At 37.3% G+C, this 12826-nt stretch carries 10 protein-coding genes and 1 pseudogene; all 11 read right to left on the reverse strand.

What is annotated here, in order from left to right; all coding sequences use genetic code 11:
* Positions 1-93: 93 nt before the first annotated feature.
* A pseudogene (locus tag RYM16_RS04565) lies at positions 94-1229 on the reverse strand (chloride channel protein).
* Between the two features lie 2 nt (positions 1230-1231).
* Positions 1232-1729: an anaerobic ribonucleoside-triphosphate reductase activating protein gene (gene nrdG, locus RYM16_RS04570; protein ID WP_314982638.1), complete on the reverse strand. Its 498-nt coding sequence runs from the start codon at positions 1727-1729 to the stop codon at positions 1232-1234.
* 137 nt (positions 1730-1866) lie between these two features.
* Positions 1867-4017 (reverse strand): anaerobic ribonucleoside-triphosphate reductase, encoded by a 2151-nt coding sequence (nrdD, locus tag RYM16_RS04575; RefSeq protein ID WP_314982581.1) that lies wholly within the window; start codon positions 4015-4017, stop codon positions 1867-1869.
* Positions 4018-4261: 244 nt separating this feature from the next.
* Complete coding sequence (locus RYM16_RS04580) at positions 4262-5065, reverse strand: CpsB/CapC family capsule biosynthesis tyrosine phosphatase (RefSeq protein WP_314982582.1); 804 nt, start codon at positions 5063-5065, stop codon at positions 4262-4264.
* A gap of 266 nt (positions 5066-5331) precedes the next feature.
* Complete coding sequence (locus RYM16_RS04585; RefSeq protein ID WP_314982584.1) at positions 5332-5778, reverse strand: VanZ family protein; 447 nt, start codon at positions 5776-5778, stop codon at positions 5332-5334.
* A gap of 36 nt (positions 5779-5814) precedes the next feature.
* Positions 5815-6981, reverse strand: coding sequence for a nucleotide sugar dehydrogenase (locus RYM16_RS04590; RefSeq protein ID WP_314982586.1), 1167 nt, complete (start codon positions 6979-6981; stop codon positions 5815-5817).
* Complete coding sequence (locus RYM16_RS04595) at positions 6982-8079, reverse strand: NAD-dependent epimerase/dehydratase family protein (RefSeq protein WP_314982588.1); 1098 nt, start codon at positions 8077-8079, stop codon at positions 6982-6984.
* A 26-nt stretch (positions 8080-8105) separates the two neighbouring features.
* Positions 8106-9557, reverse strand: coding sequence for a lipopolysaccharide biosynthesis protein (locus RYM16_RS04600; protein WP_314982589.1), 1452 nt, complete (start codon positions 9555-9557; stop codon positions 8106-8108).
* The gene (locus RYM16_RS04605) at positions 9557-10720 is read right to left on the reverse strand and encodes a CapA family protein (protein WP_314982590.1); all 1164 of its coding nucleotides are present in this window, start codon (positions 10718-10720) and stop codon (positions 9557-9559) included. Before RYM16_RS04605 ends, RYM16_RS04600 begins: the two co-directional genes overlap by 1 nt.
* On the reverse strand, positions 10674-11606 hold the full coding sequence (locus RYM16_RS04610) for an ATP-grasp fold amidoligase family protein (RefSeq protein WP_314982592.1): 933 nt from the start codon (positions 11604-11606) through the stop codon (positions 10674-10676). Before RYM16_RS04610 ends, RYM16_RS04605 begins: the two co-directional genes overlap by 47 nt.
* The gene (locus RYM16_RS04615) at positions 11584-12825 is read right to left on the reverse strand and encodes an O-antigen ligase family protein (protein WP_314982593.1); all 1242 of its coding nucleotides are present in this window, start codon (positions 12823-12825) and stop codon (positions 11584-11586) included. Before RYM16_RS04615 ends, RYM16_RS04610 begins: the two co-directional genes overlap by 23 nt.
* Position 12826 lies beyond the last annotated feature (1 nt).

Below are 12826 nucleotides of genomic sequence, written 5' to 3' on the forward strand. Positions count from 1 at the left end.
GTGGTTTTATGATTCGCGACTACGTCGCGAACCAGTCTAAAGACAATAACAAAAGCGGATAGTTGCTAACAACTATCCGCTCTTTTGTTATAACTACTTACTGCTATTTAATTTTGATTGAATCATCTGCTCTACCATAAGTGCTGTACCCATCGTCAAGGCTATAGGGAACAACATTTCTACAGAGAAGCGAGATAATTCAAGCATAAACACACATGATGTCATAGGCATCTTTTGTGCGAGCCCTAAAAATGCTACAGCCCCTACAAAGGCAGCCATACCTAAAGAAATAGGAGCTACTGCAATAGACCATGCGGTACCAAATACAATGGCCAAGGTGCTACCTAACATCATAGATGGCGTAATACGTCCACCATAGGCACCTGCTGCCAAAGCTAGCAATACAGCAACCCATTTAGACCCAAATAATCCAAATGCATAGGTCCACGTAATATCATTGGTAAAGGTTAACTCATTCCCTGCTTTACCATTGCCAAGAATTTCAGGGAAGTACATAGCCATTACACCTACTAGTGTAAAAGCAACGATGGAAATAGGAATCATAACAGGACTACTACGGTGAATAGCTGGCAACTTACTTTGAGTAATATTAAATAATACTACTCCCACAGCAACTATAGCGCCTAAAGCTATGGAAAACTCTACATAATGACTTCCCAAACTAGGCTGTGCCATCGTGTATTGAATAACATCTCCTACGCCTGCTTGCCGAGTCACAAAGGTAGCTAATCCGCAGCATACTAAAGCAGCACTCATAGCCCTAACATTCCAAGTAAGCAGCAATGTTTCCAAGGTGAAAATGGCCGCTGATAGTGGTGAATTATGGCCTCACGTGGTGCAACCTCTCGCCCTAATGGGGAGCCTATACCAACCGTAATAATTTGTAGCGTCGCATGAAGTAAAGTTGTAATAGGATGCATATCCATTTTTCCTGAAACAGCAGCCTTAATATCTACAACACCTTTACCATAGCGATGAATGAGGAACCACCCTACACCCCCTACTACACCACATATAACTAGAGGTATTAAACGCTCTAATGGTGAAACACGCGCTACAGCGGCACCAAAACTCATGTGGTCAGCCGCAGAATAGTGATATACAAACTGTTGAATTCCATGCAATAAATGCGTATAAAAAGCACCCACTAAGCCAGCTATAAAGCCCACTATAATAATGAGACCTATTAATCGTTTATCAAATGCCATACTTACTCCATTGCTAATACGACTTCGCAAGCTTCTAATGTCTTCTTCACATCAATAATGCGTTGATTAGAAGACCCTCTAAAACGTAATGCAGGGTCTCTAAGTTCGTCTATGAATCGACCATCTACGAGGATATCGATTTCCTGTAACAAAGCACTTCTCAACTCATCCTCTAAGATATCATCTATTTCATAGCCTGAATAGGCCCAAATTTTCTTTTCTGGTGCAGCTACTCGTACAGCTCTTACTACAGGTAATAAACCTTGTACATTTTGGAAAGGCTCGCCCCCCAATAAAGTTAAACCTGAGCAGTTAGGATCCTTAACATAGGATACGACTAAATCTGTTTCTGCCTGTGTCCATTCTTTACCGGCATTAAAATCTTGGTATTCCTCGTTAAAGCAGTTATAACAACAATGCGTACAGCCAGTCACAAAGATAGACGTACGAATTCCTTCTCCATTGGCAATATCATATTGTCTTATTTGCCCATATCTCATCATAACCTCCATAGTAGTGCCTATCAACTTTGACTAACACTATATAGATATATTTCTATTTCTCTCAAATACAGTAAAAGCTGTGCCATAGGCACAGCTTTTACCATATATGTATGATAACTATAATTCTAATGCTTTTAAATGTGCATTACCCGATCTTTAATTTCTTTAGTACGACCTTCGTTCCAGAAGTTTTCGCCTAGGTAACCACATGTACGGCGGATAACAGTTAATTTATCGCGGTTCGTATTGTGACAGCGAGGACATTCCCATTCATTATACTCGTTTACCTTGATTTCTCCATCAAAGCCACATTCATGGCAGTAGTCGGATTTCGTATTAAACTCAGCATAAGAAATGTGATCGTAAATATACTGAATCATGGTCAAAATAGCTGGAATATTATTAGTCATATTCGGAATTTCCGCATAGGAAATACAGCCGCCTGTAGATTTCTTTTGGAACTCAGACTCAAAAGCAAATTTATCAAATACATTAATCTCTTCACGAACATTTACGTGATAGCTATTAGTGTAATACCCTTTATCTGTAATGTCTTCAATAACCCCAAAACGAGCCCGGTCTAAAGAGGAGAATCGATTTGTTAAGCTTTCAGCAGGAGTACCGTATAAACCAAAGCCAAGATTATGTTTATCATGCCATAAGTCAATAGCTGCATTTAGACGATCCATGATTTTCATAGCAAATACACGGCCTTTTTCGCCTGTATTCGACTCACCTGTAATCAAGCGAGTAGCTTCATAGATGCCGATGTAACCAAGAGAAATCGTTGCATAACCGCCGGATAAGAAACGACTGATTTTTTCACCTTTTTTAAGGCGCGCAATGGCACCATGTTGCCAATGAATTGGAGACACATCGCTCACTACATCTTTTAAAAGATTGTAGCGTAATAGTAATGCTTTTTCTGCTAATTCAAGACGTTTATCTAAAATTTCAAAATATTTTTCTTCGCTACCGCGAGCCAAAATACCAATTTGTGGCAAGTTTAAGCTCACAACTCCCATGTTAAAGCGTCCATCAAACTTGTAGTTCCCTTGTTCATCCTTCCAAGGAGATAAGAATGAACGACAGCCCATTGGACTAAATACATTCCCTTCATAGTTTTCCTTCATTTTTTTAGCGGAAATATAGTCTGGGTACATCCGTTTAGCCGTACATTGTGCAGCTAATTCAGTCAAGTAATAGTAAGGGCTATCTGGTGTCACATTATGTTCATCAAGAACATAAATCAACTTAGGAAAAGCTGGTGTAATATATACGTCGGCTTCATTTTTTACCCCTTTAATACGTTGACGTAAAATTTCTTCCGTAATGAGAGCGGCTTCCTTAGCGTATTCGTAATCAGGTTGGAAATACATAAACAATGTAACAAATGGAGATTGACCATTTGTAGTCATCAATGTATTAATTTGATACTGGATAGTTTGAATACCATCCTTAACCTCTTTACGCGTACGTTTCCAAGCGATTTCACGAGCCTTTTCCATATTTGGCTCCATGCCGTAAATCTCAACTTGTTCTTCAATAACATTGTTAAGAATTTTTTCATAAGACTTACGCACAAATGGCGCCAAAATACGATCGATGCCGTTAATACTTTGACCGCCATATTGACCAGATGCAACTTGGGCAATGATTTGTGTTGTAACTGTACATGCAACTTGGAAGGATTTAGGTGTATCAATTTTCTTACCATTGATTACCGTGCCATTTGTAAGCATGTCTTCCAAATTAATTAAGCAGCAGTTAAACATAGGTTGGATAATATAGTCCATATCATGGAAATGAATGGCACCACTATCATGGGCCTCTAAAATATCCGTAGGAATTAATTTACGGCGTGCAATATCCTTAGACACCTCACCAGCAATTAAATCACGTTGTGTAGATACAATAGCTGCGTCCTTATTAGAGTTCTCATCAAGAACACTAACATTACTGCGATCTAACAAACCAATTACATCATCATCTGTTGTATTTTGACGACGTTTGAAAGCTTGCACAGCTTTGTACCCTTCATAGGCACGTGCCGTTGCAGGATTATGATACTCAATCAACTTATAATACACTTGATCTTCAATAGCATAAATTGTCATATCTTTTTGGAGCTTTTGAGCATACTCTTCAATTTCATCAGCAATACGCTCTGCTAACCCCTCTTCGTACAACCCTGTACTACTATGCTCAGCCTTTTCAATAGCTAAAGCAATTTTGTGTTTGTCGAAAGGTACCTTTGTACCATCCCGTTTGATGACCTGCAACATATTGGCAACCTCCCCATTTTGTTACCGCTGAAAAATATGTTAAGACATAGAAAAAAGTATGGTAAACCATACTTTTTATAAATTTATATGTAAAAACGTAAAGAATTATTAGAAAACTCTCTATTTCTACTGCTCCCTCAGTATACTATATATGGTGGTTGTTTTCAACCCAAAATACAATATAAAGTAAAAATAGGTCCTTTCACCCATGCCAATATAGCATGAATAAAAGAACCTATATAAATTACAATGCAAAGCCAAATAGACGTGTCAAAAAATTGGACTTTTGACCTACCCAACTAGATGGTACCGCTGGATAGAATATACGATTAGCCAAAAGATCTCGCTCATTAAGATGGATATTTGGGAGCAAATCTTTTTTGTACATACTATCTAATTTAGAAATAGCTTCTACATAACCTTGATGCGCTTGTACATCACGTTCACTGCTATAACCAGTACCAAAGAAATGAATCAAACCATTGCGGTATAATTCAATAGCTCTTTGATAGTTAGCATTATTGTGATTAAAGGATGCCATATTGCATTGAATCAAAATGCCTTTATCAACCCACTCCAATAGTTGTTCTGGTTTAGTAAACAATTGACGATGAGATTCTACTTCACTAATGATAGGAACAATGCCCATATCGAGTAGGCTTAACAACCATGTATTAACATGATGAACCTTGCTATTTTGAGGCAATGCTACTAACATGAAATGGCTATTCCCCAAAAGGTATTGATTGCGGTGAGTAGCAATATATTCAACCATTTCGTCACAAAGTAAAACACGTGCGCCACTATGAATAGTTACCTCTACTTGTTGTTCTCCTACAGCAAGTTTAACATCATTTACTAAAGACTCCATAGTATTCCATGTATTCTTATCCATAGCTACTGTCACATCAGGAGTGCTAAAGATATCTGTAATGCCTTGATCACACAAGGACTTAATCATTTTTACTGATTCTACCATTGTTTGTGGCCCTTGAGGACCTAACACAGCTGGCAAAATGCAACCATGTAAATCAACCACGCGATTCATAATCTTTCCCTTCTACTTACGATAACCCCTTACAGAAATCGTCCTCTTTTATAAAATTCATGTTTATCTCATTTATTTTTCATTTTCTATTCATGATTATAACAGGGTAAAAGTCGCTTGTATAGTGGTTTTTATATAAAAATAGATAAATTATAGTGTATTCATTTAATACTTTATTTAAATTTTCATCTAAACTTCATTAAAAATACCTCATAATCTTTACGACTATGAGGTATTTTATACTCATTATGCATATTAGCAACAGTTTATTTTTTATATATGCTTTTTTTCTGACCTATACTACAGGCTAATTTTACTAATAATATACCAATAACAACGCCTATTGTATCGATTACAACATCGGTAAACTGAGAACTCCGACCTGGTGAAAATCTTTGCATAAATTCATCAAAAATAGCTATCGCCATCCCTAGACCAATTGTTTTAAAGACCGTTCCATATTCAATATAGCGACGTAAAATCGCATATAAAACGCCACCAAGGATTGTAAACTCTGTAAGATGTGCTAATTTCCGAACAACCCTATTTAAAGCCCATATATTTCCGTGAAAGCCAAGATTATGTGCGATGGGAGCTAACTTCTCTGCAAACATAAGACTAAACACATCAGAGGAGCCTCCATTTTGCAATGAATTATCCCATATAAAAAACACAATCAGACCTAACACAATATATAGTATCCAACGTTTCATACTACTCTCCTAAACGTCACAATACATATAGCTAAATCAATCGCGGTCAAATATATCTCTCGTATAAACCTTATCTTTTACATCTTCTAAAGATGAATCCCAACGATTAGCCACAATAACATCGCTGACGCGTTTAAAATCTTCAAAGTTGCGAATCACCGGTGAATTGAAGAAATCTTCTGCATCAAGAGTCGGTTCATAAACAACAACAGCAATACCTTTAGCCTTGATGCGTTTCATAACACCTTGAATTGCTGATGCTCTAAAGTTATCAGAGTTCATTTTCATCGTCAAGCGATAGATACCAACAATTTTAGGATTTTTAGCTATAATAGCATCTGCCACATGGTCTTTACGTGTTCTATTCGCATCAACAATAGCAGAGATTAAATTTTGTGGTACATCATTGTAGTTGGCTAATAATTGTTTCGTATCTTTTGGCAAGCAGTAACCACCATAACCAAAGGACGGATTATTATAAAAATCACCAATACGAGGATCTAAACATACACCATTAATGATTTGGCTTGTACTAAGACCACGTACCTCCGCATAGGAATCAAGCTCATTAAAGTATGCCACACGCAAAGCCAAGTAGGTATTAGCAAATAATTTAATCGCTTCTGCTTCCGTAGAGTCCGTATATAATTGAGGTACATCTTCCTTAATAGCACCATCAGCTAATAGTTGTCCAAAACGACGGGCCCGTTCAGAGTCTTCCCCTACCACAATACGGGAAGGATGTAAATTATCATACAAAGCTTTACCTTCACGTAAAAATTCTGGGGAGAAAATCAAGTTCTCTGTATTGAATTCTTTACGCATTTGAACTGTATACCCAACTGGCACAGTTGACTTGATAATCATAACAGCATCAGGATTAATATCTAGTACTGTTTTAATAACTTGCTCTACAGAAGAGGTATCAAAGAAATTCTTTTGAGGATCGTAGTTAGTAGGCGTTGAAATAATAACATACTCAGCACCTTTAAAAGCTTCTACAGGATCTAATGTTGCTTTAAAGTTTAACTTCTTAGTAGCTAAATACTCCTGCAATTCCGCATCTACAATAGGTGACTCTTTTCGATTTAGCATTTCAACCTTTTCAGGGATAATATCGAGGGCCACCACTTCATTATGTTGTGCCAATAATACGCCATTGGAAAGGCCTACATAGCCTGTACCAGCAATTGCAATTTTCATTTATTTGCCCTCCGTCATGTAGAAATCTTTATACCATACAGCAAAACGTCTTAACCCTTCTCGTAATGTTGTATTTGGTTTAAAGCCAAAATCTTCTTCTAAAGCACTCGTATCCGCATAGGTAACAGGTACATCACCTGGTTGCATAGGGACTAGCTCTTTATGTTCCTCAAAAATGTAATCTTCAGGTAGTACGCCAGCAGATACTAATTCTTCTGAAAGAATACGTACAAAATCGAGAAGATTTTCAGGATTACTATTACCAATGTTGTAGATAGCATATGGCGGTACCGGCAATCCATCAGCACCGTTACGACGCTCTGGCGCAGCACACATAACCTTAGAAACGCCTTCTACAATATCATCGATATAGGTGAAGTCTCGTTTACAGTTACCGTAGTTGAAAATTTTAATAGTGCCACCACTACGCAAAGTGTTTGTGAAACCAAAGTACGCCATATCTGGACGACCTGCCGGACCATAGACCGTAAAGAATCTAAGGCCAGTACTTGGAATGTTATAGAGCTTTGCGTAAGAATAAGCCAATAATTCGTTAGATTTTTTCGTAGCCGCATATAGAGATACTGGATTATCTACCTTATGATCTGTAGAGTACGGGATTTGTTTATTCGCCCCATATACAGAAGAAGATGATGCATATACTAAATGTTCTACCCCGCTTTCACCATTGTCATAAGAGTGACGGCAAGCCTCTAAGATATTATAGAAACCAATAATATTAGCTTCAATATAAGCATCTGGGTTTGTTATAGAGTAGCGAACCCCGGCTTGAGCCGCTAAATTCACAACAACACGTGGTTTATAGGTAGCAAAAATATCATCAATAAACGCCTTATCTGCAATATTTCCATTTTTAAAGATCCACGTATTCTTATTGTCTTTACTCATCGCATCGATTTGCTCTAAGCGATAATCCTTTAAGGCTACATCATAGTAGTCATTAACAGAATCTATACCGATAATTTGAGTTCCTTCTGCTTCAGATAAGAGGGACATAACGAGATTAGCCCCTACAAATCCAGCGGCTCCCGTTACAAGGATTACCGTGTTATTTAAGTCTACATTTTTTGAAAGCATATGTACTCCTTTCATAGTTCTGTTAATTATGAGCGTATTACTTTACCTAAAACTTTATTAACACCAGAAGCAATAATAGTACGCTCAGATGGAATGATACATAAAATAGCCACATATAATACAATGCATAACAGCATACAAGCTATCGTCCACCACACCGCATCATATAGATGTAAAATACTATACGCTATAGCTCCAACTATCGATGCAGTAATGAGATATACACTAATATTAGATAGTATGCGGAACGCACTCATATTGACGAATAGGGCCAAGAACAACATAGCTACAGCGAGCATTTCCATTCGTACTATAGAGCGAGCATACACAAAGGTAGTGAAATCATATTGAATACAAATATAAATAACTGGTATTAAAACAACTAAATGTAACACTTGAGTCCAGAACGACAGATTTGGTAGGCCTTTAGCACGGAATATTTCAGAAATTAGATTCGCTGTAACAGTCATTATGGCTGAGCTTAACGCCCAAGAACCTAATACGATACCCGCTAATTTCCATTGAGGCCCTAGTAAAACCTGAACAACAAAATCTTGGAATACAAACAAACCTACACCTATAGGCACTAAGAATAAGGCCATATAACGTTGGAAGGTAAAAAATGTATTAGAAAAAGCTTGTTGATCATGCTGTACTCGACTTAAAGCCGCAAATAAGACCGGTGCCAAGGATGAAGTTGCCATAGCCATAACAGTCGTTACAATGGCCATAGGCATCTTATAAATACCTAAATAGTACGCATCGAGAAATCGACTGATAATAAAGGTATCTACCCATGCAGTAAGCCAAATAGAAAATGCTTCAGCCAATGACCATGCACTATAGCTAAACATGTTCATAAAGACGCGCCCACTAAAGAATAAATGAATTTGATTTCGTCTACTCTTTAATAGGGCCAAAGCAGTGAATAACTGAGCCCCTAGCATACCAGCAATCAAAGACCAGTAATCATACCCCATGAGTGCCATAGGTATAGATATCACAATAGGTGTCAAAATGGTTATAAGGCGAATATTTAATAGAAACTTGAAATTAAAGTCCCTTCTATACAAAGCCATTTGCACACTGCTAAAAGCAGATAGAGGTATCATTGTCCCCATCACGGCCAAAGGTATGCCTAAACCATCATTACCTACTAGCACAGCTAGTTCATCACGACCAATTATAATGGCGCCCCATAAGAGCAAAGAAAGCACTAAATTGGCAATAAAGGCCACATCTGTGGCCTCTTGCTTTTCTTGGTCACTTTCAAACTCATGCTGTACAAGAAACTTTTGAAATCCCGCATCAGCAAGCATTTCTGCAAAAGAGATAACCATCATAATTGTTGCCAATATACCAAACGCCGTCGGCGCAAGCATATGGGCCAATATTATATTTGTAAGTGGTGTTATAAGCTTTGCTAAAACCTCTGTTATGACAGACCATTTAGCAGCAGCTACGATTTTAGTATCCATTATTTTTTATTAATATTCTTAATGCCTCTTAAGAATAATTCATGATGAGCTTCACACTCTAAATAGTTTTGTATTGCTAAATAACTTGTAGGCCCCAAAATAAGTTGCATCAACTTACGGCCAAATAAAGCATTAATAGCACGTATAATAAAGGATCTACCTAAGAATTCACGTAAATAACGTTTTACATGAGTATCAGCAAATGCTTTATAGTTTGAGATTACAAAATGAACATCCTTAATTTCTTCACTACGTTTTTTATAACCTGCTAATGTTTCTGCCGCTTCAATTTCTGTAGCCAAGCGCGTACCATTATCAGTTTTACGAATAGGTAACTCAGATATAACAAAGCTATCTTTCGTAGCCTCTACATTAATCAACATTGCATCTTTTACAAAGTCTTGATGGTTTACATAGAAGTCAGAATTAAAAATAAAGTTGCCTTGACCATAAATGATAGAACCGCCATTATAATCTTCTCGAGAGCCTACACAGTGATTATGCTGGCAAATAACGAGGCTAGCCCCTCTATCGACAAACTTGCGGCAGTAACGTTGTAACATTGGTGATGGATAGCGATAGAATTCCTTACCACCGTGATATAAAACAATAACATAGTCACATTGTTCTTTTAATGCTGCTACATCATCAAAGCTCTCTAATACATCAAATGGATTAGCCCCCATAGTATGACAAGAAGTAACGGTAAACTCATGTTCTGCACATAGGTAAAATCCTATACGTACGCCATCTTTTTCAAAGATAAATGGCTTTTTAGCTGCTTTTACATCAGCACCAGCACCTGCATTTTTAATATCATGCTTTTTTAATAACTCCAGTGTAGTAGTTAATCCTTCTGCACCATGATCTAAGGAGTGATTATTAGCTAATGTTAAGAAAATAGGCTCTAAAGCTTTATAGCCATAAACTGTCTTAGATGGAGCAATCAAATTATTACCAAATTTTACAATTGGTGTTTCTGCATCAGTAAGAGGCACTTCTAAATTAAAAATATTTAAATCAGATTGCTTAAGAATTTCATATAGCTCTTTACCTACTAATGCTTCCCCATTCCCCTCTTCAAATAAACTTTTATTGATATCCGTAGGAACTAAATCAGCTCCGATGTACAGTCTCAAGGTGTAACCACTCTCCCAATTCATAATCTTTTGATATAGGACGAAACTGTTCTAATCCCGCACCAGGGAAGAACGTTAACTCTCCAATATACAGTCGTCCCTTTATTTCATAGAAATCAACACGTAAAAACGGGCAGTCTTTACTAAGTTCCGTAGCCAGTCTTAACATCTCATCATATGTTTCAGGTCTCGGGAACTCTGTTGGCAACGGTGGATAATGACCAAAATGAATTCCCATAGATTTCCAATCGATATCATAGAAGTTCATACGCGTTCCAGTTTTAGAAAAACGGTCAGAACAAACTACAGTTATCTTTGGTTCACCGTGGAAACAATACATCTTATAATCTAAGATTTCATTGCTACCTAATTCAGATAAGTATTCCTCTGCGATAATCCGACGAGGAACCTCCTTATAAGGCCACTCTCTAGCAATACGTGAATAGTCCCGTTTTAAGGATGTTCTTAATTTAGCTTTGGCTGCTTCTCGATCAAGGGATGGCTTATCTTTACAAATAACGATGCCCCCACTATCATGTGTACACTTCAACACAAACTGATTAGGCAACGCATCAAAGTCAATATCCTCTACGGAATCCCAAACAGCAAGTGTAGGAATAATATATTGCTCCCCTACACGTTCCGCAATAAAGCGTTTTGCTTCATGCTTATCAACCATAACAGTTTGAATAGGATTCCGGTAATTAATTTTTAGCCATTGTAATTTTTCACTGAAGGTTTTAGGATTTTCTAAATCTAAGGGATATCCCATATATTTAGGAAATATCTTCTTCAAAAACTCTTCATCAGATAAATTATCGTAATAACCTGATTTAATAAGAACTCGAGTACGATAGTAAGGTTTTGTTAAAAAGGACATGCCAACTTTACACAACTTGCTGAGCTTCATTTTTACGTCCCTTCCGGAGCATTTGCACCTCTAAATAAAACATCATCATATAAAAATAAGTACTCTTACTTTCATAAGACACCATGCCCATATCCATTACAATTTGTGAAAGGAATAGAATGAGCACCATTACATATTCATTACTGTGGAAATCACGATAGCGAATTAAGTTATATGCCACATACAGATACATGGAATAATATGCTAGTAAACCGATAATACCAGTACCGGCTAATAGCTCAATGTAGTTATTATGAAGGTAATAATTCTCTTTACCATATAAGAAGAACGTATATACAGACGGATTATTGACACCAATCCCAGTAATAGGAGATTGATAGAATAAATCCCAACCAATATCTACCAATGCCATACGAATAATAGTAGATGAGTCACCACCAGTACCGGCAAAGGCTTCCACCATGCTAGACATTCGATCTAATACTTCAGCAAACATCGGCAATTGCAACACAGCAACACCTACAATGGTAAGGCCAAGTAAAGAACCAATAATTTTAGCAATAGAATTAACTACATTGGCACTGCGTAAGCTTTTAAAAACAAAGAGTAGTACTGTACCTGCTACAACAAACACAAGAGCCTTACGACTGCCTGTAGCAGCTAAGATACCTAATGTTGGTAATGCAATGATATGCCACCAACGGGGGCGATCATATAACATGTAATACAAGGTCATTACAATAGCATTAGCACCTAAAAGACCTACTGTATTCGCATTCAACGCATCATTGGCAATACGTGCCGACGATGATAAGACAGTAATGAAATAATCTAAACCGTAGAAATACACAGTGTAAAAACAAACTATATAGCCTGTCCACATACCAATCTTTAATAATGTATCCACCGATTTTTTATCTTGATAACACATGTACAAGATGATGAGCATAAAGAATATCTTAACGATATCAAAACTTCGACTCATAGCCACAGACGTATCTAAGGCATTGATTGTGCTCAGATAACAGGCCCCTATAAAGAGGAGCATATAACCATGCATCCAATTGAGCCGTAGCTTAATAACGCCCTGCTCTCTTATAAGATAAAAAATGATGAGCCCAAATAAGCATACAAATAATACATAGGCACCATAGTTCGCCTCGCCAAGGGCAAAGGAAATGGTCAACGACAACACTAAAAAGATTAGAGTTATGAACCATATCATGCGGTCAGCAAGAGCCGTTATATTTAACTTCAAT

It is taken from the genome of uncultured Veillonella sp. (assembly GCF_963524655.1).
GTDB lineage: Bacteria > Bacillota > Negativicutes > Veillonellales > Veillonellaceae > Veillonella.

Excerpts from the sequence above, each read along its gene's own strand:
- RYM16_RS04585 (WP_314982584.1), bottom strand. The coding sequence starts at position 5,778 with ATGAAACGTTGGATACTATATATTGTGTTAGGTCTGATTGTGTTTTTT.
- RYM16_RS04595 (WP_314982588.1), bottom strand. The coding sequence starts at position 8,079 with ATGCTTTCAAAAAATGTAGACTTAAATAACACGGTAATCCTTGTAACG.
- nrdG (WP_314982638.1), bottom strand. The coding sequence starts at position 1,729 with ATGAGATATGGGCAAATAAGACAATATGATATTGCCAATGGAGAAGGA.
- nrdD (WP_314982581.1), bottom strand. The coding sequence starts at position 4,017 with ATGTTGCAGGTCATCAAACGGGATGGTACAAAGGTACCTTTCGACAAA.
- RYM16_RS04590 (WP_314982586.1), bottom strand. The coding sequence starts at position 6,981 with ATGAAAATTGCAATTGCTGGTACAGGCTATGTAGGCCTTTCCAATGGC.
- RYM16_RS04580 (WP_314982582.1), bottom strand. The coding sequence starts at position 5,065 with ATGAATCGCGTGGTTGATTTACATGGTTGCATTTTGCCAGCTGTGTTA.
- RYM16_RS04605 (WP_314982590.1), bottom strand. The coding sequence starts at position 10,720 with ATGAATTGGGAGAGTGGTTACACCTTGAGACTGTACATCGGAGCTGAT.
- RYM16_RS04600 (WP_314982589.1), bottom strand. The coding sequence starts at position 9,557 with ATGGATACTAAAATCGTAGCTGCTGCTAAATGGTCTGTCATAACAGAG.
- RYM16_RS04610 (WP_314982592.1), bottom strand. The coding sequence starts at position 11,606 with ATGAAGCTCAGCAAGTTGTGTAAAGTTGGCATGTCCTTTTTAACAAAA.